Genomic DNA, 21,194 nt, shown 5'->3' with positions numbered 1-21,194 from the left:
ATGGATAAGGAAGAAGTAATAATTAAAAACAAATTTAATGCATTAACAGCATCAGAAATTTTGAGGGAATTATATAGTAAGGAACTTGATTCTAAGAAGAATATCTTAGAATATATCGACATAACAAGAGTTCTTTCATAATGCGTTGAGTTGTTGTTAGATGTTTATGATCATAATTCTTATTCATTATAATTACCTCCGGTAAACTTAGAGGAGCCCACTCTCAAATAAATTATATCCATAGTATCAAAAAAATAGTGCAAAACTAACTTCGTGTAAGATGAATTTACTCTTGCAATCACGAATTTAGTTTTTCATTTTAGAGGAAACGTTTAAAATACTATTGACTTAAAGTTAGCTTTAAGTGTTAAAGTTAATTTATAAAAGCAAAGGAGTTGAAATAATGAAGTATCAAGCATCAAAGACTAGATATGAAGAAATGAAGTACAGTAAGTGTGGAGAAAGTGGCCTGAAACTTCCAAGGGTATCATTTGGACTTTGGCATAATTTCGGGAGCAATGCTGGTTACGATAATATGAAAGAATTATGTTTTACTGCATTTGATAATGGAATAACACATTTTGATTTAGCAAATAACTATGGACCAGTTCCAGGAAGTGCAGAAGAAAATTTTGGACGTATTTTAAAGGATGATTTAGGAGTATATCGTGATGAACTACTCATAAGTACAAAAGCTGGATACACAATGTGGGATGGACCTTATGGAGACTGGGGAAGCCGCAAATATTTATTAGCAAGCTTAGATCAAAGTCTAAAGCGCATGGGACTAGAATATGTTGATATATTCTATCATCATAGAATGGATCCTGATACTCCATTAGAAGAAACTATGATGGCTTTAGACACTGCTGTAAAGAGTGGAAAAGCACTTTATGCTGGTATTTCTAATTATGATGGAGAAACTATGGAAAAGGCATCAGCAATTCTAAAAGAATTAAAATGCCCATTTATAATAAATCAAAACAGATATTCAATTTTTGATAGAACTATTGAAAATAATGGATTAAAAAAATCAGCAAGAGAAAACGGCAAAGGAATCATAGCCTTTAGTCCATTGGCACAAGGTACATTAACCAATAAATATTTAAATGGTATTCCAGAAGATAGTCGTATAAAAGTAGATGGAAGATTTTTGAAAGAAGATGTTTTAACAGAGAAGAAGTTAGGGCAAATTCGAAGATTAAATGACATTGCGCTAAATAGAGGCCAAACTCTTGCACAAATGGCACTTAGCTGGGTGCTAAAAGATGGAGATGTAACAAGTGTATTAATTGGAGCATCAAAACCGTCACAAATTATTGAAAACGTAGGAATAGTCCATAAAGTAGAATTTTCAGAAGAGGAATTAAAAATGATTGATTCCATAAGTCTTGAATAGTTATGTAAATAATAAATTATTTACATAATATTTTCTGCAATATGTATTGAGTTAATCCACTTCCTATTTAAAAATTAGTTATTTATACGTATAATGAATGTTAGGAATTTTTAATAAAGGGGATAGGGATTATGAAATATTCTATACGACAGGCAGCAAATATATCGGGATTATCGGCATCTACTTTAAGATACTATGAATCTGAAGGTTTGTTACCACATATTCAAAGAGATGAAAATAGTCGCAGGTATTATGATGAATCTAATTTGGAATGGATTGCAGTGATTAACTGCTTAAAAAGTACAAATATGCCAATTGAACAGATTAAAAAGTTTGTCGCTCTGCATGGTGAAGGTGATAAAACACTATATCAAAGGTTAGAGATGGTTTTAAAACATAGAGAAAATGTTCGGAAACAAATAGATGAGCTTAATGAATATATGGATCATATTAATTATAAGGTTGATTACTTTAAGTTAGCATGTGAGCTAGGAACTGAAAAAGAACTTAAAAAGAAAAAGTATCCAGAACATTTGTATATTAGAGATGATGAATAGGATACAAATTACACGGAAGTTTTTAAGTTTCTGCTTGTAGACTTTTGATCCTATTTTTTGTGGAATTTGGAATATAGAAAATGAATAGAGCACTTTATTCTGAAATCAGAATAAAGTGCTCTATTACTTACAGAACAATACACTTAGTCACAATTAGTCTTGATACCCATTTAATTGTTGACATGCAGAATTAAGCGAGTTTATTGCTTGTTGGATTTTGTCTTTATTGTCTTGTTTTTCTGCAGAGCTAAGTGCTTGTTGTAATGAGCTAATAGTATCTTTGCATGAAGATACGCTTTGATCAACAAATTGTTTTGCTCTTCCTGGCATATTTAACACCTCCCAATATAAAATGAAACTTAGCTTCAGAGTGAGTTTTCTAGGTACCCCTTGAGGGTAAGTCTCCCACTGAAGGTTAGTTGAACTTATCTAGGTCGTGCCACTGTTATCTCACACTTTAATAGAAGATGGGAGTGTTACAGTGGCTAGACATCAGATAAATGATACAAGATTAGTATGCTTCTAGCGTTAAGAAATATACAAGCATTATTTTCCAATAAGAATAACAACTATATTAACTTTATCTAAAGAATTTTTTGTTTTTGCATGTAAGTTAGTTTATATGGAGAACATGAAGTTATCTATCTACAGTGTTTTCATTTTTTGAGAATAATAAGAAATTCATAGAAATTGAGGATATAAAGTGATAAAATCAAGAATATACAGAAAAAATGCAATTAAAGTAACATATTTAATTAATTCTACGATTATTCATGTTCAATTTATTTGAACGCTTATGAAATAGTTGTATATATAATTCACATAATATTAAATTTTACTATATGTTTTTGAATTATAGAAGTGGAGGAAAACGATGAAAAGACTATTAACATTTTTTATGACTCTGATTGTTTTGAATATTTTTACGATAGGTATTTCCAATAATCAGATAGCATTAGCATCTGGGAAAAAGGTAGTTGTTATTGATCCAGGTCATGGTACTGGGGGGAACCGCGAGTATGAACTTCAGTCACCAGATTCAAGTATTACTAAAATTAAAGATGGCGGAGGAACTCAGGGGGTCGTAACTGGTGTTCCAGAGTATGTTGTTACTTTAAAAGTTGCAGAGAAGTTAAAGACTTTATTAGAACAGAAGAATTATACGGTAATAATGACAAAAACTCAGGAATCTGAAGCACCTGGAAATATTGAAAGAGCAGAAGTTGGAAATAATAACAATGCAGATTTAGTAATTAGAATACATTGTGATGGGATGGACAATCAGAGCATGACCGGTGCTTCTATGTTAGTGCCAGCACCTATAGGTTATGCTAAGGACATAAGTAGTATAAGTGCTCAGTATGGACAAACAATATTGAATGATTTAATTTCAAGTGCTGGAATGAATAATAGAGGTGTAGTGCAAAGAAGTGATCTAACAGGGTTTAACTGGTCGAAGGTTCCTGTAGTATTAGTAGAAATGGGTTTTATGTCTAATCCAGGAGAAGATAGACTATTAAGTGATGATAGTTATCAAAATAAATTAGTTCAAGGACTATGTAATGGAATAGTTCATTCATTAAACAAGTATGAACTAGGTTGGAATCAGAATAGTGAAGGCTGGTGGTATTGTACTGATCCGGATAAAGGATATTATTATACAGCTAATAACGGATGGAAATATATTGATGGACAATGGTATATATTTAATTCAGCTGGATATGCACTTCAGAGTACATGGTATACTGATCCTTCTAATAGCCATAAATATTACTTAGATTCAAATTGCATGAGAGTAAATGGAGAAAAAGATAAACCCAAATGGGTTAATATAAATGATTCATATTATGGATTCAATGAGGAAGGGCAATTGTACGTGAATTGCAAAACGCCTGATGGGTATAACGTAAATGAAAATGGAGTACTTAGTAATTAAGAAAAGAAAAATATAAAAGTATAGCTGACCACAAAATTGTGGTCAGCTATACTTTTATATTTTGAATATCGCTTGTTGTTAATGCTTTTGACGAAGCTATTTAAAATATTCTGTGTAAGGTAATCTAACAGTTGTACCTGTATTATCAAATTTGTAATTTGTATCATTTAGGGGATTGTTACCAGATATTAAATTCATCCCAATAGTATAAATCGCATTTGCATGAGTAACAGGATCTTGCACAACGGTTCCTGTCATAAGACCTCGTTTGATTAATTCTTGAGCCTCAGGAAGAGCATCAACGCCAACAACTGGGATATATTTAGAGTTATCACCTTTGTTGTAACCATATTTTTGAAGTGCTTCAATAGCCCCTATTGCCATAGCATCATTATTTGCAATTATTGCTTCAATTTTATTTCCGTTCTTTAAAAAATATGATTCAATAGCAGACTTAGCACAATTTTTATCCCAATTACAAGCGATTGATGTAAGCTCCTCAGTTCTTATTCTTTCATCATTGAGTGTCTGAATAGAGTACTTAGATCTAGCAATTGTCTCAGGACTATTAGCTGGACCTTTTAACATAACATACTGCATTACACCATCTTTATTTCTATCTAAAGCATCATTATTAGAAGCCCATATGTCAGAGAGAATTTTACCTTGTAGAATTCCAGATTGTTCAATATCTGTATCAATGATGATACCTTTACGATAAGGCCTGATAAAATTAATTATTGATTTAGTTTGAGCATAGTATATAATTAGTGGAATATTTTTTTGTGTTATTTTTGTAAGAACGGAATTAAGCTCATCTATGTTAGTACTTACGGGATTTACCACAAAAAGATCAAAGTTATCATTAAGGGCATTGTCAATGTTTTGATTTTGGATAACTTGGTTTCCTCTTGCGTCAAAAAAAGTAAAATTAACTTTAGTTTTATTTTCTTTTTGGATGTTTTCTAGATTTTTCATAACATCAGAAATAAATAGATCATTAAAATCATTTATAAATACAGCTATATTATAAGGAATTTCGGAATTGATGCTTGCATAAGCATTAAGATTGCTACTCTGTAATAAAAAGATAAAAAACATGATTATATATAACAATTTTTTTATTATCTTCATTTTCTCCTCCATGTAAATTATATTAAATAAGAGTTAGTAGTAGCTTATCTTTTTCTATAAAAATTTATTCATATTCATAGAATTAAGGAAAAAGTTCTTTGGGAATAAGGACGAGTATCATCGTAATTTAAAATAATTAAAGACGAACATTCTGTGGCGCGTTGGCTTCTGGCCTATTATTGGATTTGCTTCATAGTTATGATGCGATATTCTATTTTATAATAATTTTATGTGTTATAGGTATATTATTTTCTCAAAAAATGTCTAAAATTAATTAAGTTAAAAATGAAACTATGATTAAAATTATAGGGAGAACTGCAGTAAATGTAGTTCTCCCTTTTATCATAATGTTAATTTATGTTCATATTATCAACTAATACTTGAGAATTTAAAGTTATTTGTTCAACTGTTGCAGATACTTCTTCTAAAGAAGCAGCTTGATTAGTGGCTATTTGTCCTAGTTCATTTATTGTTTCAATTATTGTCTTAATACTATTGCTCATCTCAGCAAGTGCAGCGGAAATTTTCTTAGAAGATTCACCGCTATTTAAAGCTAGCTTTCTCATTTCTCCAGCAACTACTGAAAAACCTTTTCCATATTCTCCAGCTCTCGAAGATTCAATTGCGGCATTAAGGCCTAAAAGGTTAGATTGTTTTGAGATGCTTTCAATTAGTGTTACAGCCTCGCTGCTTTCAGCTATTAATTTTTCAGTGTCTTTAGTATTTTCAACCATGTGGTTTAGCTTCTCTGATAATTGTACAGCACTGTTTGTAATTTCAGATACCGTCAAGTTTGTTTCTTGAAGTGAACTCTTTAATTCTTCTGTAGAAGTCTTTATCTTAGTAAAATCCTCTATGTTTGTAGATAAACTTACAAAACCTACGACTTCACCGTTATCAGCAATTGCAGGAATTAAAGTTGCTTTTGAGTCTACACCATGATCTTTTTTATTATACAATGTAGTTAGAGTTTTCTTTTGTCTATAAACCATATCTATAATACCTGTTTTTTTTGCTAATTCTATATCAGCTTCTTGTCCAACATGTATAGGTGCTTTAACATTTTTTCCATCCAAAGAAAATATACAACCAGTTTTGTCACAAATGGCAACAGCTGCATTTCCTCCAAACATTTCACTTATAATTGGTGCAACGTTAATTAGTGATTCTAAAATTTTTTCCATCATGTAATTCCTCCTAATACCCTATAATAATCCTTTATTAATAATATAACATGATGCAACAATATTTTCTATAGATAACATTATTCAAACAAGGGAGTACTAAAGCTTAAATTCTAACTATAAAAATTTCTTTTGTTGGTTAAAATATTAAGTAAGTTATTTAAAGAAAAAATAAAACTAACAATGATAATGGAAAATGGTTAAGTAAGTTCAAATAAATATCAAACTACAGGATAAATCTTAAAGAAGATAGTTCTTGCAATAGGTCCAACAATGATTAATTGAAGTGGTAGAGCGAATATAAAATTTCTAAGTAATGTAGTAGCAAAGTTCATTGGAAGATCTGAAGATATTCCTTGATGAATTATTAAGGTAATTAGCGATAATGAGAAGCACATACCGCATACCATAAAAAATGAAGTAAATAAAATCTTCTTAATAAGTAGAGAATCATGATTTATTAGTTTAGCTACAAATGATTTTGCGATTTTCGCAACAAGAAACCAGTCTAAAATTAAAGCAATACAGAAAATTGGTAAGAACCCAAATACAACATCTTTTAATAAAGAACTACTTAATCCATTTCTAAGAATAACATTGTATATAGTCATTCCTAAAACCATTAAAGCACAACAAATAAGTGTAAATATAAAGTTTTCTTTTTTATTTTTTCCCATTTTAAATCTCCTTTTATAATTTAATTGTCAACCAAGATTACAATAAGTATAACACTTAGAAATGTAAAAAGTCAACTTGGTTTACAATTTTAATATACATTTTACATGGTATTTACAATTGATACTACTTATAATATGTTATTTTATAGAAATATAATGGATATATAGATTTTATGGTAATATAAAAAACAGTGTAGTATATTAATTATAGTAGTTAATATTCAGCATAAATTATGAGAAACTAAAAGGAGATTCAATAATGGATGAATATCTAAAAGGATTAAATATAATAGATTTATTGAGCTTAAAACATAGAAAACTAAGAAAAGAAGTTATGAAAGCTTGGTTAAAGAAGAATGGAAATGAGGTATCTGACACAGAATCTCATATGCTTGGAATGTTAGAAATAAAAAGTATGACAGTTGCTGAGGTGGCGAGGAAAATGAATATAACAAGACAGGCGGCTCATAAAAGCGCTAAAAAATTAATCGAACAAAATTATATTAAGATGATTCCTATTGAGGGAAATAAGCGTGATAAGTTGATAGTCTTAACTAAAAAAGGCGATGAATATTCCACAGAAATGCTAAAGATAAAAAGGCAGATAGAGGAAGAAATTTCTGAAAACATAGGTAGTGAAACTGTAGAAATGTTTAAGAATTACTTGATGAAAGATTGGATATCTAGTCATTCAAAATAACTTTGTCTGATTGTGGACACATACCTTTCGTTGAAAAACCTGATGAATTTAATAGGAGAATAGATGATTTTTTAGCCCAAATATAGAATAGATTAATTATTCATAAGTTAATGAGAGCAAAATGTAAAATTAACTATTTTGCTCTCATAATAATTGTTATTTATTTGTCTATTTAATGATTAAATCTCCATCATAAGATGTTATTATTTTATATAGATCTGGACGACGATCTCTAAAGATTCCCCATTCAATACGTTGTGTTTCTAATTGATCTAAGTCAAATTCTGCAACTAATACAGTTTCTTCTGTACGGTTAGCTTCAACAATTTTATTTCCTTGTGGTCCAGCTATAAAAGAAGAGCCGTAGAATGTAATTTTAGAGTCTTCATCTTCTTCAACACCAACACGATTTGATGCAATTACAGGAATTAAATTAGAAGCAGCATGACCTAACATACAAGCCTGCCAGTGATCTTTTGAATCAATTGACCCATCTTGTGGTTCAGAACCAATAGCAGTAGGGTAGAAGATAATTTCAGCTCCCATTAAAGTCATACATCTAGCAGCTTCTGGATACCACTGATCCCAACAGATACCTACGCCAATTTTTCCATAACGCGTATTCCATACCTTAAAGCCGGTATCTCCAGGGTTGAAGTAGAACTTTTCTTCATAACCAGGTCCATCAGGAATGTGGCTTTTTCTATATGTTCCAAGAATTTCACCATTAGCATCGATTATTGCTATAGCATTATATCTAGCGTAGTTTTTCTTTTCGTAGAAACTGATTGGAAGTACTACTTTAAGCTCCTTAGCGATTTCTTTAAAATGGTTAATTGCTTTGTTTTGTGCTACTTCGGTAGCATATACGTAGTAATCAGACTTCTCTTTTTGACAAAAATATGGAGTTTCAAATAATTCTTGAAGTAGAATTATTTGAGCACCTTTTTCAGCTGCGTCTCTTACGAATTTTTCTGCTTTAGAAATATTTTCGTCAATATTACATGAACAGCTCATTTGTGTAGCTGCAACTTTAACTTTTCTCATGATTATCACCTCATCTTATTTCTTATAATGCTTTTAGATTTTTTGGGTACGGCATTTGTTGAGTTGTGCAATGTACGTTACCACCCTCTTTAATAACAGCCATTCCATCTACAGTTCTAACTTTTCTATCAGGGAAAGTCAGACTTAATACTTTTTCGGCCATCTTATCTGCTTCTGCCGCGTTACCGCCAAAAGTAGGTAAAATAATACCATTATTTACAAAATAAAAATTTAAGTAGCTCAATGTTAATCTTTCGCCTTTATATTCAGCTCTAGGAGGTTGATTTATTGGGATGATTTCTAATTTTCTTCCTTTGGCGTCTGTTGAATTTTTTAGGATTTCAAGATTTTCCAATGTGATTTTGTGGTTAGCATCATTTGGATCATCGCAAGTCTGAATAATTATTTTGCCAGGAGCAGCAAAACACGCTATATTATCAACATGACCGTCTGTTTCATCACCATCTAGACCATTTTTTAGCCAAATTACTTTTTGTATATTTAAGTATTGTTTTAAGTGAGCTTCAATTTGTTCTCTGGTAAGATCTGGATTTCTATTAGGATTTAAAAGGCATTCCTCTGTAGTAAGTAATGTTCCTTCTCCATCTGTATGAAGGGAACCTCCTTCCATAACTAGAGGTGCATCAAATTTCTTAATATTATAATGTTCTAAAATTTGTGGTGCTACCTTATCATCTAAATCCCATGGAGCATATTTTCCGCCCCAAGCATTAAATCTCCAATTTACTCCGGCTCTATTACCTTCATCATCAATAATAAATGTTGGTCCATTATCTCTAAGCCATGCATCGTTATGTTCAATTGGAAGCAATTCTATATTAGATTCATTAAAAAGCTCTTTAACATTTTCTAGCTCATTTGGATTAACAATTACTGAAACTGGTTCAAATTCAGCAATTGCTTTGATAAATTCTTGATATCCAGCACAAACACTTTGGTGATTATCTGGATGACACATAGAATCTTTTACTGGCCATGATATGAATGTACGCTCATGAGCAGTCCATTCAGCAGGCATTTTATAATTAAAATCTGTTGGATGCATACAAATACCTCTTCTTTATGATAATATTTTACATTATTTTTTATATTTTAATATAGTATCTATGATACAATAAACTTTACCTCAAATCAATGTCAAGATTCAATTAGCGTAAATGCGCAAATTGAAGGGATTCACGAAAGATGTATTTAAAATGTAAACTAAGTTAAGTGTGCCCAAAAGGATACAAGATAAACAAAGATTTTTAATGCTATACAAATTTCTAGATAAATCGTGCACTAAGCCTGTTTTGATAAGGAACTAACTTATAATATGGAATATATGGTATAATTTAAAAGTTGAAGTGGTTTAGGCTTTAAAACATGAGGTGAATGAAGATGAAATGTGAAAATAGAATTGAACGAGATGATGAATTATATAAAAATTTGAAAATAGATTGTGAAAAATGTTTTGGGTTATGCTGTATTGCTTTGTATTTCTCTGCTGCTGAGGGATTTCCAACAGATAAAGTGGCAGGGAGGCCATGCATAAATTTGCAAAAAAATTTTCGTTGTTCTATACATAAGAAACTTAGTCAAAAGGGACTTAAAGGATGTACAGCTTATGATTGTTTCGGTGCAGGGCAAAAGGTTGCGCAAGTTACATACCGAGGACGTGACTGGAATCAAAATAGTGAAGTAGAAAAGCAAATGTGTGAAGTATTTTTAGTCATGCGACAGCTTCATGAGATGTTATGGTATTTAACAGAAGCTTTTTCTGTACAAACAAATAGTTTAATTCATGAAGAAATTCGTAAATTGATAAGTGAGACCGAAAAGCTTACTTTTCTTGATGCTGCTTCGCTAATGAATATAGATATAGAAGCACATAGAAATGTTGTAAATTCAATGCTTCAGGAGATTAGTGAAATGGTACGTTCTAAGATGATTAGTGGTCAAAAGAATACTTTAAAACGTAAAAAAACAATAGCAGGAAGATTAAATTTGTTTGGTGTAGATCTTAGAAAAACTAATCTTAGAGGAGCGGATTTAAGAGGTGCATTTCTCATAGCAGCAAACCTAAGTGGAACTGATTTAAGCGGGGCAGATCTTATTGGAGCAGATTTACGAGATGCTAATTTAAGAGGGGCTAATTTAGCAGGGTGCATATTTGTTACTCAAGCTCAGATTAATACAGTTAAGGGAGACGCTAGTACCAAATTACCTTCATCATTAATACATCCAATGTATTGGGATAAATAATAATTAACTATATTTACTGTTTACAATTCAAAATTTAATTTGTAGGATATTGATGAACATCAGTTGGCCTTGTTATTTTCTTTCATGTGCCTAAAATGAACTGTCACAAAATGATTATTTAGTTATTTGGTGACGGTTTATTTTTTGTTTTTTATAGAAGTTGTTGAAAGAGAGATTCGAATCATTGTAGAGTGAGAATTGATGTGAAATTTATCTAACGAATGATATTAAGATATTAGTTAAAAAAGTAACAATTAGGAATAACAAATAGGAATCATATTTCATAAAATATAATATACTTTAATGATGAAATTTGAAAATGATTAGGAATATTAAAAAAAGTATATTAAAATGCAGTAGTTTTACATGAGTAATAGGATAATAAATTTATGATTATCATTATCTTGGTAAAATAAATAAAAATATTCAGAATTGTCAGAAAACTTATTGACAAAAATTAAACAAAGAATTAAAATGATATTGGTTGAGATTGATAAAAAAATAACTATATTTCATAAAGAGTTTGGAGTTGGTATTCATGGTGAAAATAATCAGTTCTACAGAAGCTGCAAGTTTATTAAAAGATAATGATGTATTAGCTACATCAGGTTTTGCATCATTAGGAGTTCCTGAGGCACTTATGAAGAGTTTAGAAAAAAGATTTTTAGAGGAAAGAAGCCCACAAAATCTAACGTTAATGTTTGCAGCGGCGTCAGGAGATGGGGATAGTAAAGGTTTAAGCCATTTGGCTCATGAAGGTTTAGTGCAAAAAGTTATAGGAGGACATTTTAACTTAGCACCAAAGCTAGGAGAATTAATTAGGAATAATAAAATATGCGCATATAATTTACCACAAGGAATCATGTGTAATATATTCAGAGATATAGCAAGTAAAAAGGTAGCGACTATTAGTAAAGTAGGATTAAATACTTTTGTAGATCCTAGAGTAGAAGGTGGAAAAGTCAATGCAATTACCAAAGAAGATATAGTTGAGGTAGTAGATATATTAGGTAAAGAAAATTTATTATATAAATGTCCAAGCATAGATGTGGCTTTTATAAGAGGGACATATGCTGATGAGAAAGGAAATATCTCAATGGAGCACGAAGCTACTTTATCAGAAGCAACATGTATAGCACAAGCAGTAAGAAATTGCGGCGGAATTGTTATAGTACAAGTTGAGAAAGTTGTTAAAGCAGGCACTTTAGATTCAAGATCTATTAAGATACCGAGAATTTATGTTGATTATATAGTTGAAGCAAAAGACAAAGAGGATCAAGCTCAAGTATTAGGATATGATTATGATCCATCATTATCTGGAGATATTAGAATAACTGTAGATGATTTTGCACCATTGAAATTAGATGCAAGAAAGATAATTGGAAGAAGAGCGGCTATGGAACTTGTTGAAGGAAGTATTGTTAATATAGGAATAGGGGTTCCGGAGGCGGTGTCAAATGTAGCAAATGAAGAAGGGATAGGAGATTTTATTACTTTAACAGTAGAACCAGGACCAATAGGGGGAATACCACAAGGAGGAAAGAAATTTGGATCGTCAATAAATCCAGAATGTATATTTGACCAACCAACACAATTTGATTTTTATGATGGAGGCGGTTTAGATATAGCGTTCTTAGGACTTGCTCAAGCGGACAAGCATGGAAATATAAATGTAAGTAAGTTTGGGACAAGGGTTGCGGGATGTGGAGGATTTATTAATATAACACAAAATTCTAAAAAAGTGGTATTTTGCGGAACTTTAACAGCTAAAGGACTAGAAGTAAAAGTAGAGAATGGAGAATTAAGAATTATAAAAGAAGGCGTAAGCAAGAAATTTATAGAGTCTGTTGAGCAAATTACTTTTAGTGGTGAGTATGCTATGAAAGTTAAACAATCTGTTATGTATATAACTGAAAGAGCTGTTTTTGAATTAAAAGATGATGGGTTACATCTAATTGAGATAGCACCAGGAATCAATATTGAAAAAGATGTATTAGATTTAATGGACTTTAATCCAATAATAGATAAAGATCTTAAGCTTATGGATAAGAGAATATTTATTGATGAAACAATGGGGCTAAAAGATTGATAGAAATATTTGAAGGGGGAAGAAATATGTTAGAAAATTTAAAAATAAAACTTCTTAAGATGGTAAAGGATTCAGAGAGGTATAACCTATGTTCAGAAAATGCAGGAAGTTTCAGTATTAGAGATGAAAGTTCAGGATATGTAATTATAACGCCTTCAAAGATAAAGATAGAGAATTTAGCAGAAGAACAACTTTGCATTTTAGATCTAGATGGAAACAAAATTAAGGTGATGGATGGAATTGAACCAAGCAGTGATTTGCAAATGCATATTGAAATATATAAAGAGAGAAAAGATCTAAGAGCTATTATGCATGTGCACCCAAGTTATACAACATCATTTGCAGTGATAAATAAAGTAATTCCACCAGTAACTTATGATTCAGCAAATTATGGAGGATATATTTATGTAGCTAATTATGATAATGCAAAAACTTCTGAAGCTGCAAAGGATTTAACAGAAAAATTAAAAACAAGTGATGCTTGTTTACTAGAAAGCAATGGAGTTATTATAGTAAGTAGAGATATAGAAGATGTGTTATCTAAAGCAAGACATGTTGAAAAGGTAGCTGAAACTTATTACAAAGCGCTAGTCCTAAATAAGTTCAAGGAGCCTAAAAGATACACAAGAGAGGAACTAGTATCATATCTTGCCAATCACTAGATTGTTATTTTAAATCAATAACTCTAATATAGGAAGGTGAGTAACTACATGCTAAAGTTGTTTTACTACACCTTCAGCTAATTTTTTGTTAAGTTTATTGATATCTATCCATTAATAAGTTTTCTATAACGGTTAAATCCTTAGATAGAGCTTGTAGTATGTGCTAATTATCGTAGTTTGCACTATCTATTTAACTATAGTATAATTTAGTTGATATTATCAATTAAGTTGAGGTGTTATGTATGAATAAAGAAGAAATAATTAGGAAAGAACTGCGATTGATTATAAGAGAATTAGGTTTGCTAAGTCATAATTGCTTAAATTCTGGATTGACTTTAGCGCAAGCTCATATATTAAGTTATCTTAAACAAAATGGAAATACCCCTTTTAATGAGTTGTTAGTTCAATTGGGAATTGATAAAGCTTCCTTAAGTAGAACTGTTAGTAACTTAGAGAGCAAAGGGTTTATAAAAGTGGAAAAATCTAAAACTGACAAAAGAATGAAAGACATTGATATTCTGCCATTAGGAAAGGAAAACATAATTAACGGAGATGGTGAAGTAAATAAAGTCATTAATGAGATTTTAGAGTATGGGGATGAGGAAACAGTAAGTAATATTGTAAAATCATTTAATGAATTCCGTATCCTTTCTTTAAAGAGTAACCTAATAAAAAATGAGTCTAGGATAAAAATAGAGAGAGTATCATTAAACTATATGGAAGATGCTATTAAATTAGCAATAGGAGTGTTTACTAAGGAACAAAACATTCCGGCAAATTTAGTTCCGTTAGAGAAGAATCTAGAGCCAATTTGGTGGTGTGCAAGAGTTGGTGAAGATATTGTTGGTGTTACAGCAGGATGGATTGAGAATAATGAGTGGCATTGGGGAAGGTATGCTGTTGATAAAAGATTACGTGGAATAGGCATAGGTAAGAAGTTAGCTGTATTTTCGTTAAATGATATATTTAACAATGGAGCTGAAGAAATATATAGTGAAGCTAGAGATATAACAGTAAAACTATTAAAGAATTTCGGATGTGAAATAATAGGAGAGCCAGTAAATTTTTATGGTGATTCAGTTACTCCGACTATAATAAAAAAGTCTGATTTTATTCAAGCTATAACTTAAACTTATGCATATAACTCATCGAAAGAATGGGTACTCTGTTGTTTCGGTTTCTAGAGAATTTGGTTGTGGATTTCTACCACCAGAAGTTGCGCCTATTTGAGCATGCTCCATTGGCAAGCAAATGACAAGCTCAAATGGAACAACTTCTGCTGAAAAAATCCTACAATCAAATTATCAATGAAACACTGCACAAAAGAGTACCCATTCTTTATGATATTGAATATACTCCGAGTTATAAATTAAATATTTAAATTGGACATCTATGCTAATGGAATAATGGGAAATAGGAGTGGTGTTGAAATTATATAATAAGATTGAATAATGGAACTTAAACATATATATGTAACTTAAATAATTGATTTATTAGATAAACATATTTATATTTTTGGGAAGTTATCTCATAAGTCTAAGCTATATGTGTTTATCTACATAGATAAACGAAACATAAAATTGATATATTTTGAAAGATAATTCAACTAGAAATGAATAGCATACTTTTGTGGAATGTTTCGTAAGGAATTTTTGTGGTAGTGATTCTTAGAAGAAAAGTTGTTCCAAATATGCTAGTTCAAAGCTTTGTCTTTGAGGCTAGCATTTTGGGCACAACTTTTGTTCTTAGAATCACCCATAAAAATTCCTTAGAAACTGGAACAAAACGTATGCTATTCATTTCGGTGAGTTATATGTTTAACTATAAGTTATGCGTTGGTTATCTATATTAAAATGTACCGTTTAAAAACTATATTGCTATATTATAATAATTTATCTTTACATTGGTATTTTCAAAATGTATAATTGATTTGTATTTTGTAAATACTAAATAAAATATAAATACAGATAATAGCAATGAAAAAGAAGAGTAAATAGAATTTTAATTTAAAGAGATCTAGGGATGGTGTAATCCTAGAATTTAAAACTATTGAAGGAAGCTTTGGAGTGATAAATAGAAAGCGTAAGCGTAGTATATTTATGGGGTTATTCCCTTAAAGATAATTAAGAGGGTTAAATTAGGTTTATTAATAACAAAAGTTAATATGCTTAAATTAATCAATTTAGGTGGTAACGCGGAAGTCAGCCTTTCGTCCTAATTATATTTTGGGACGAAGGGCTTTTTTGTATTTAAAACTAAGAAAAATTATATATTTAAAGAAGGAGGTTATTTATATGGGCATATTGTCTAACAGCGTACATACAGGGATATTTGCCGAAGATATTGAGAACATGGTAATGTTTTACAGGGATATCTTAGGCTACGAAACAGATTGGGATGGAGGACCGTTTGTAAGTTTCAAAGTAAAAGATGGTGGTTTGTTTATGTTTGACAGGAAAAAATTTGCTGAGGCGATGAACCAACCTTATTACCCGCCAATGGGATTCAATCTGACAATGCAGATAGGCATTGGCGTTCCTACTAAAGATGATGTTGATAGAGAATATGAACGGCTAATGAAACTTGGTGTTAAATCACTCACAGGAGAGCCAGTTACACAACCTTGGGGTCAAAGAAATTTTTGGATTGCTGATCCTGAAGGTAATTACATTGAAATTGGTTGCTGAACTTATAGAGTGTCTAATAAGCAATATTAGAAATTATTTTACTTCTCAATCTTCTTAAATTGTGAACTATGAATTAGAAATAGTGGTGCAATCCTTTGAATTATTTATAATGCAAAGATAAAAGTTGAAACTTTTTACTTAGAAAGGACTATATATTATATGGATATCAATATTTCATGGTACAAAGAAGAACAAGTTAATAGAACTATAAAAAATTTAAGGCAACGTTACATGGATGGTTTCTTTGTAAATGATGATAATGAATTAAAAGAACTTTTAAAAAAACTCATAGATGAAAATTCTGTTGTAGGGGTTGGTGATTCTATGACGTTGTTTGAAACGGGTGTTATAGACTTTCTTCGTGAGGGAAATTATGCATTTTTGGATAAGTATAGAGAAAGTATTACAAGTGAAGAAAAGAAAAGTATTTATATGCAAAACTTCTCTGCTGATACTTTTATGTGTAGTACGAATGCCCTGACTGAAAGTGGAGAACTATACAATATTGATGGTAATGGAAGTAGAGTCGCACCAATGATTTATGGTCCTAAGCAGGTTATTTTAGTGACTGGAACAAATAAGATTGTTAAAGATATAGAAGAAGCAGAAAGAAGAGTTAGAAATTATGCTGCTCCGATTGATGCAAAAAGATTAGGGAAGGATACTCCATGCGCTAAATTAGGGTATTGTGTGGATTGTAAAAGTCCTAATAGAATATGTAATGATTTTACCATTATAAGAGGACAATTTGTTAAAGGTAGGATAAAAGTAATAATTGTAGGAAAACAATTAGGATATTAATATTTTGTAATGTTATTAAATTGTGATAATTAAATAATTTGAATTTATTCTACATATTTATGTGTAGTTTATCCGATAGCTAGCATCCGTAATACCCCCACTTCTTTAAGCGGGGGATAACGGCTGCACGCTCCTGGACATTGTGCCCTTCATGGGTATAAGTTCAACTAGGATTCAGATGGGGATCAAACCCCACCTGAATCAAGTTTCACTTGATATAAATTGCCATGACAAGGGGCTTATAATACCTTGTAAGGAAGAATGATAAGGAGAGATACAAATAATGAGTTTTGAAAAATTAGCAGATATAATATTTGGGAATGTTGAACATACAACTGAATATTACGTTGAAAAATATCCAAAGAGAAATCTTAAAGAAGGTGCAAGAGTTACTAGATATGCACCAAGTCCAACTGGATTCCAACATATAGGTGGAGTTTTTGCTGCATTAATAAATGAAAGATTAGCAAGCCAAAGTGAAGGTGTTTTTTATTTAAGAATAGAAGATACTGATCAAAAGAGAGAAGTTCAAGGTGCAATAGAAGATACAATAGCTACTATGCATAATTTTGGCATGGATTTTAGTGAAGGTATGACAGGAGAAGAAACATCTAAAGGTGAATATGGTCCATACAGACAAAGTCAAAGAGCTGAAATATATAATACTTTTGCAAAAGATTTACTTATAAAAGGTTTAGCTTATCCAGATTTCTGTACTCCAGAAGAATTGGCTGAACTTAGAGAAAGACAAATAGCAAATAAAATAACTCCAGGTTACTATGGCGAATATGCAAAATTCAGAAATATAACTGAAGATGAAGCTATAAAGAGAATTGAAAACGGAGAAAAGTATATTATAAGATTAAAATCTCCAGGAAATCCTGAAACAAGAGTTGAGTTCCACGATTTAATAAAGGGAGATATATCATTCCCAGAAAATAATCAAGATGTAGTGCTTATTAAAGGAGATGGACTTCCAACTTATCACTTTGCTCACGCTATAGATGATTATTTAATGAGAACAACAGATGTAATAAGAGGAGAAGAGTGGCTATCATCACTTCCTATACACGTTCAATTATTTGAAGTTTTAGGTTTTGAAGCACCAAGATATGCTCATATTCCAACAATAATGAAACAAGATGGTGGATCAAAGAGAAAGCTTTCAAAGAGAAAAGATGCAGAAGCAGCTGTTTCTTACTATAAAGAAGTTGGATTCCCAGTAGTAACTGTAATTGAATATTTACTTAATATAGTAAACTCTACTTATGAAGAATGGAGAGCTGAGAATCCTAAGGCTGATTACCACGAATTCGAAGTTCATTTAGAAAAGATGGGTAAGAGTGGAGCATTATTTGATTTAGTTAAATTAAACGACGTATCAAAAGATAGAATAGCAGCAATGAAAGCTACTGATGTTTATGACTACTATACAGTATGGGCTAAAGAGTATGATGCAGAAATGTATAAATTAGTTACAGAAAATGAAACTATGGCAAAAGAGATCTTCAATATAGATAAAGAAGGTCCAAAACCAAGAAAAGACTTTGCTAAATGGGATGAAGTTAAAGATAAAATTTTCTATTTCTTTGATGAATTATTCTATAACGAAACAGCAGAACAAATAGAATTACCAAAGGGCGTTACAATAGAAGCTGCTAAGGCTGTAGTAGAAACTTATAAAAATGAATTTAACTATAATGTGGAAAGCCAAGAAGCTTGGTTTGAAGATTTAAAAGAAATTGGACTTAGACTTGGATATTGTGCAAATAGAAAAGACTTCAAAGCAAATCCAGATCAATATAAAGGAATGATTTCAGATGTTGCAGGAGCAGTTAGAGCTGCATTAACTCATAGAACTAACTCACCTGATATATATACAATTATGCAAATAATAGGTGAAGAAAATACTAGAAGCAGATTTGATAAATTTTTAAGTTTATAGGCAAACATTATTAAGAACTACTACAGGAGAACTTGTAGTAGTTCTTATTCTTTAAGAAATTATGATGCATAATAATTTGAAGGCAACTTATATACAGAGAGGTTTTATCAAATTTAATATAATAATTAAAGAATATAAAATAAAGTATATTCGCCTGTGATTTTGTCCTTTCAAATGTGGTTTACAAAAAATGAAAATAATAGTAAAATGGTTTACGTGGTGTAAATCGTTTATTGTGTGTAAACTTAGGAGGTAAAAATGTTCAATTCAAACATAAAAAAAAGACTGCCTTTAGGTATTTTGATGTTTAATATATTCATTGCGTTACTTGGACAAGGAATGGTAATACCAATTTTGCCGGAATATTTAAAGCAATTTAATGCAGGAGGCTCTGTAGCTGGTTACTTAGTAGCTGTTTTTGGAGCGGCTCAATTTTTATTTTCACCAATTGGTGGGAGATTTTCAGATAAATATGGAAGAAAAAAGATGATATTAGCTGGCTTATTTCTTACAGTAATTTCTGATTTCATGTTTGCCATATCTCAAGAATTGATATGGCTATATATAGCGAGATTTATTGGGGGAATTGGTTTAGGAATTATGATACCATCCAATCTTGCATATATTGCAGATACGACTACTAAAGAAACTCGTGCAAAGGGAATGGGATACTTTAGTGCTGCTATAAACTTAGGAATGGTTTTAGGGCCAGGAATAGGAGGGGTTATAGCTCAACTAGGTATTAGAGTACCGTATTTTTGGGCCTCTACTTTAGGCTTAGTTGCAACAGTATTAACTATTGGACTTCCAGAAACATTGTCCATAGAGAAGAGAAATTCATTAAAAAACCTTAAGAAGAACGAATCTATTTCAAGACAATTTATTCAATCCTTCCATACTCCATATTTTCCATATTTGATACTTATTTTTATTATGACATTTGGTTTAGTAAACTACGAAACAGTATATTCTTTATATGTAGAACAAAAATATGGATTTAATTCTCAGTATATTTCTGTTTTAATTACTTTGGGAGCAATTATAGGGATTATTATACAAGTAGGATTAATTGATAAGGTAATAAAACGTTTTGGAGAATATAAACTTATAAGATTTTCTCTTTTAATGACGGCTATTGCGCTTTTATTGATGCTTATAAAAGTTAACTTTATATATCTTTTAGTAGTTTCAGCAATATTCTTTGCATTTAATTCATTTTTGAGGCCTACTGTAAGTACAATGCTCTCAAATAAGGCTGGTGATCAGCAAGGATTTGTTTCGGGACTTAGTAATACTTATACTAGTTTTGGGAATATAATTGGTCCTCTAATGGCTGGAAATTTATTTGATAAACATATAAATCTTCCATATGCTGTAGGAGCTCTTATTTTAATTGGAACAATAGGAATTACTTTTATTGGAAACAAATCATATAAGGAAGAGGTAGCAGAAAATGAGTGAATCATGGCATGAAAAAATTAAAAATAAAAATCGTGAAGAGATTATTCAGACTGGAAAAGAATTATTTTTAAAATATAATTTTATTAATGTTAATATTAAAGATGTGTGCACTTTGTCAGGAATAAGTAGAGTCACTTTTTATAAGCATTTTAAGTCAATAGATGAATTGATTTTTGAAGTGCAAATGGATATTATACGGCATATGGTACAATTTATAAAAAGTGAGGATAGATGTGAAGAGAGTGGAAAAGATAGAATAATAGCAATGCTCAATGCTTGGATTAATTTTGCTAAAGAGTATAAAGATGAAATCAAATTTATTTTTCTGTTTGACTTTTATTACGGAGCTTATGATTCAAATGAAGAATTAAAATTAAAGTATGAGAATTTCATTTTAGAAGATGATATGAGTGATTTTTTTACCGATGCTATTAATAAAGGTATCATTGATAGGTCGTTAAAATCAGATTTACATCCCACCAAAACAGGATATTATATGTTTCAAACAATTATGGGTGTGCTGCAGAGAGTAAGTTATACGTCACTACAAATTAAGGATGAAGTTTTAACATTTGATGATATCACTGAGACAGTTGTAGAAATGATAATAAGCTCAATTAAAAATATAGAAGAGTGATTTTGATTAGAAT

20 protein-coding genes and 1 other annotated feature are annotated in these 21,194 nt (G+C 30.8%); of the genes, 14 read left to right on the top strand and 6 right to left on the bottom strand.

Annotation, left to right across the window (positions count from 1 at the left end):
- From D2A34_RS26515 to D2A34_RS00260, 3 genes are all read left to right on the top strand, one after another.
- Window positions 1-141 (top strand): hypothetical protein, encoded by a 141-nt coding sequence (locus tag D2A34_RS26515; RefSeq protein ID WP_160359069.1) that lies wholly within the window; start codon window positions 1-3, stop codon window positions 139-141.
- A 262-nt stretch (window positions 142-403) separates the two neighbouring features.
- The gene (gene mgrA, locus D2A34_RS00265) at window positions 404-1,399 is read left to right on the top strand and encodes an L-glyceraldehyde 3-phosphate reductase (RefSeq protein WP_079438400.1); all 996 of its coding nucleotides are present in this window, start codon (window positions 404-406) and stop codon (window positions 1,397-1,399) included.
- Between the two features lie 131 nt (window positions 1,400-1,530).
- Window positions 1,531-1,956, top strand: a complete 426-nt coding sequence (locus D2A34_RS00260; protein ID WP_079438399.1) for a MerR family transcriptional regulator — start codon at window positions 1,531-1,533, stop codon at window positions 1,954-1,956.
- Between the two features lie 153 nt (window positions 1,957-2,109).
- Here the strand turns inward: D2A34_RS00260 and D2A34_RS26510 are convergent, their stop codons facing one another.
- Window positions 2,110-2,286 carry a hypothetical protein gene (locus D2A34_RS26510; RefSeq protein WP_169896758.1) on the bottom strand — a complete coding sequence of 59 codons (177 nt, stop codon included), beginning with the start codon at window positions 2,284-2,286 and terminating at the stop codon, window positions 2,110-2,112.
- Between the two features lie 544 nt (window positions 2,287-2,830).
- Between D2A34_RS26510 and D2A34_RS00255 the strand changes: the two genes are divergently transcribed.
- Window positions 2,831-3,892: an N-acetylmuramoyl-L-alanine amidase family protein gene (locus D2A34_RS00255; RefSeq protein WP_119365379.1), complete on the top strand. Its 1,062-nt coding sequence runs from the start codon at window positions 2,831-2,833 to the stop codon at window positions 3,890-3,892.
- Window positions 3,893-3,988: 96 nt separating this feature from the next.
- Here the strand turns inward: D2A34_RS00255 and D2A34_RS00250 are convergent, their stop codons facing one another.
- The 3 genes from D2A34_RS00250 to D2A34_RS00240 form a co-directional block, all read right to left on the bottom strand.
- Window positions 3,989-5,026: a galactose ABC transporter substrate-binding protein gene (locus D2A34_RS00250; protein ID WP_119365378.1), complete on the bottom strand. Its 1,038-nt coding sequence runs from the start codon at window positions 5,024-5,026 to the stop codon at window positions 3,989-3,991.
- A 350-nt stretch (window positions 5,027-5,376) separates the two neighbouring features.
- Window positions 5,377-6,210, bottom strand: coding sequence for a methyl-accepting chemotaxis protein (locus tag D2A34_RS00245; RefSeq protein WP_079438444.1), 834 nt, complete (start codon window positions 6,208-6,210; stop codon window positions 5,377-5,379).
- 221 nt (window positions 6,211-6,431) lie between these two features.
- Entirely contained in the window at window positions 6,432-6,887 is a 456-nt protein-coding gene (locus tag D2A34_RS00240; protein WP_079438396.1) for a DUF2798 domain-containing protein, read from the bottom strand.
- A gap of 259 nt (window positions 6,888-7,146) precedes the next feature.
- Here D2A34_RS00240 and D2A34_RS00235 point away from each other — a divergent pair, with 259 nt between their 5' ends.
- On the top strand, window positions 7,147-7,587 hold the full coding sequence (locus D2A34_RS00235) for a MarR family winged helix-turn-helix transcriptional regulator (protein WP_119365377.1): 441 nt from the start codon (window positions 7,147-7,149) through the stop codon (window positions 7,585-7,587).
- Between the two features lie 168 nt (window positions 7,588-7,755).
- On the opposite strand, the gene aguB is transcribed toward D2A34_RS00235, so the two are convergent.
- Complete coding sequence (gene aguB, locus D2A34_RS00230) at window positions 7,756-8,634, bottom strand: N-carbamoylputrescine amidase (RefSeq protein WP_119365376.1); 879 nt, start codon at window positions 8,632-8,634, stop codon at window positions 7,756-7,758.
- Between the two features lie 22 nt (window positions 8,635-8,656).
- Window positions 8,657-9,700, bottom strand: coding sequence for an agmatine deiminase family protein (locus D2A34_RS00225; RefSeq protein WP_119365375.1), 1,044 nt, complete (start codon window positions 9,698-9,700; stop codon window positions 8,657-8,659).
- Window positions 9,701-10,035: 335 nt separating this feature from the next.
- On the opposite strand from D2A34_RS00225, the gene D2A34_RS00220 reads away from it, so the two are divergent.
- The 9 genes from D2A34_RS00220 to D2A34_RS00180 all read left to right on the top strand — a co-directional run bounded on the left by D2A34_RS00220 (window position 10,036) and on the right by D2A34_RS00180 (window position 21,181).
- Window positions 10,036-10,899, top strand: a complete 864-nt coding sequence (locus D2A34_RS00220) for a pentapeptide repeat-containing protein (protein ID WP_119365374.1) — start codon at window positions 10,036-10,038, stop codon at window positions 10,897-10,899.
- A 538-nt stretch (window positions 10,900-11,437) separates the two neighbouring features.
- Complete coding sequence (locus D2A34_RS00215; RefSeq protein ID WP_147357731.1) at window positions 11,438-12,988, top strand: acyl CoA:acetate/3-ketoacid CoA transferase; 1,551 nt, start codon at window positions 11,438-11,440, stop codon at window positions 12,986-12,988.
- 26 nt (window positions 12,989-13,014) lie between these two features.
- Window positions 13,015-13,650 carry a class II aldolase/adducin family protein gene (locus D2A34_RS00210; RefSeq protein ID WP_079438443.1) on the top strand — a complete coding sequence of 212 codons (636 nt, stop codon included), beginning with the start codon at window positions 13,015-13,017 and terminating at the stop codon, window positions 13,648-13,650.
- 242 nt (window positions 13,651-13,892) lie between these two features.
- Window positions 13,893-14,780 carry a bifunctional helix-turn-helix transcriptional regulator/GNAT family N-acetyltransferase gene (locus tag D2A34_RS00205; RefSeq protein ID WP_119365373.1) on the top strand — a complete coding sequence of 296 codons (888 nt, stop codon included), beginning with the start codon at window positions 13,893-13,895 and terminating at the stop codon, window positions 14,778-14,780.
- An 837-nt stretch (window positions 14,781-15,617) separates the two neighbouring features.
- Window positions 15,618-15,870, top strand: a binding site (T-box leader).
- A gap of 5 nt (window positions 15,871-15,875) precedes the next feature.
- Window positions 15,876-16,337, top strand: a complete 462-nt coding sequence (locus tag D2A34_RS00200) for a VOC family protein (RefSeq protein WP_423243109.1) — start codon at window positions 15,876-15,878, stop codon at window positions 16,335-16,337.
- A 159-nt stretch (window positions 16,338-16,496) separates the two neighbouring features.
- Window positions 16,497-17,138: a lactate utilization protein gene (locus D2A34_RS00195; protein WP_119365372.1), complete on the top strand. Its 642-nt coding sequence runs from the start codon at window positions 16,497-16,499 to the stop codon at window positions 17,136-17,138.
- Window positions 17,139-17,421: 283 nt separating this feature from the next.
- Window positions 17,422-19,083, top strand: a complete 1,662-nt coding sequence (gltX, locus tag D2A34_RS00190) for a glutamate--tRNA ligase (protein ID WP_079438387.1) — start codon at window positions 17,422-17,424, stop codon at window positions 19,081-19,083.
- A 258-nt stretch (window positions 19,084-19,341) separates the two neighbouring features.
- Complete coding sequence (locus D2A34_RS00185; RefSeq protein WP_119365371.1) at window positions 19,342-20,544, top strand: MFS transporter; 1,203 nt, start codon at window positions 19,342-19,344, stop codon at window positions 20,542-20,544.
- Entirely contained in the window at window positions 20,537-21,181 is a 645-nt protein-coding gene (locus D2A34_RS00180; protein ID WP_119365370.1) for a TetR/AcrR family transcriptional regulator, read from the top strand. The genes D2A34_RS00185 and D2A34_RS00180 overlap by 8 nt, the downstream gene beginning before the upstream one ends.
- Window positions 21,182-21,194 lie beyond the last annotated feature (13 nt).

The organism is Clostridium chromiireducens, from assembly GCF_003575225.1.
Lineage (GTDB): Bacteria > Bacillota > Clostridia > Clostridiales > Clostridiaceae > Clostridium > Clostridium chromiireducens.
The sequence above is the reverse complement of the archived record's forward strand: the minus strand, read 5'-3'. Positions and strand labels throughout refer to the sequence as shown.

What these genes read in the sequence shown, in the direction of transcription:
- D2A34_RS26515 (WP_160359069.1), top strand. Translation starts at nt 1, where the DNA reads ATGGATAAGGAAGAAGTAATAATTAAAAACAAATTTAATGCATTAACA.
- aguB (WP_119365376.1), bottom strand. Translation starts at nt 8,634, where the DNA reads ATGAGAAAAGTTAAAGTTGCAGCTACACAAATGAGCTGTTCATGTAAT.
- D2A34_RS00240 (WP_079438396.1), bottom strand. Translation starts at nt 6,887, where the DNA reads ATGGGAAAAAATAAAAAAGAAAACTTTATATTTACACTTATTTGTTGT.
- mgrA (WP_079438400.1), top strand. Translation starts at nt 404, where the DNA reads ATGAAGTATCAAGCATCAAAGACTAGATATGAAGAAATGAAGTACAGT.
- D2A34_RS00180 (WP_119365370.1), top strand. Translation starts at nt 20,537, where the DNA reads ATGAGTGAATCATGGCATGAAAAAATTAAAAATAAAAATCGTGAAGAG.
- D2A34_RS00235 (WP_119365377.1), top strand. Translation starts at nt 7,147, where the DNA reads ATGGATGAATATCTAAAAGGATTAAATATAATAGATTTATTGAGCTTA.
- D2A34_RS26510 (WP_169896758.1), bottom strand. Translation starts at nt 2,286, where the DNA reads ATGCCAGGAAGAGCAAAACAATTTGTTGATCAAAGCGTATCTTCATGC.
- D2A34_RS00260 (WP_079438399.1), top strand. Translation starts at nt 1,531, where the DNA reads ATGAAATATTCTATACGACAGGCAGCAAATATATCGGGATTATCGGCA.
- D2A34_RS00215 (WP_147357731.1), top strand. Translation starts at nt 11,438, where the DNA reads ATGGTGAAAATAATCAGTTCTACAGAAGCTGCAAGTTTATTAAAAGAT.
- D2A34_RS00220 (WP_119365374.1), top strand. Translation starts at nt 10,036, where the DNA reads ATGAAATGTGAAAATAGAATTGAACGAGATGATGAATTATATAAAAAT.
- D2A34_RS00255 (WP_119365379.1), top strand. Translation starts at nt 2,831, where the DNA reads ATGAAAAGACTATTAACATTTTTTATGACTCTGATTGTTTTGAATATT.
- D2A34_RS00245 (WP_079438444.1), bottom strand. Translation starts at nt 6,210, where the DNA reads ATGGAAAAAATTTTAGAATCACTAATTAACGTTGCACCAATTATAAGT.
- D2A34_RS00250 (WP_119365378.1), bottom strand. Translation starts at nt 5,026, where the DNA reads ATGAAGATAATAAAAAAATTGTTATATATAATCATGTTTTTTATCTTT.
- D2A34_RS00225 (WP_119365375.1), bottom strand. Translation starts at nt 9,700, where the DNA reads ATGCATCCAACAGATTTTAATTATAAAATGCCTGCTGAATGGACTGCT.
- D2A34_RS00185 (WP_119365371.1), top strand. Translation starts at nt 19,342, where the DNA reads ATGTTCAATTCAAACATAAAAAAAAGACTGCCTTTAGGTATTTTGATG.
- D2A34_RS00210 (WP_079438443.1), top strand. Translation starts at nt 13,015, where the DNA reads ATGTTAGAAAATTTAAAAATAAAACTTCTTAAGATGGTAAAGGATTCA.
- gltX (WP_079438387.1), top strand. Translation starts at nt 17,422, where the DNA reads ATGAGTTTTGAAAAATTAGCAGATATAATATTTGGGAATGTTGAACAT.
- D2A34_RS00205 (WP_119365373.1), top strand. Translation starts at nt 13,893, where the DNA reads ATGAATAAAGAAGAAATAATTAGGAAAGAACTGCGATTGATTATAAGA.
- D2A34_RS00195 (WP_119365372.1), top strand. Translation starts at nt 16,497, where the DNA reads ATGGATATCAATATTTCATGGTACAAAGAAGAACAAGTTAATAGAACT.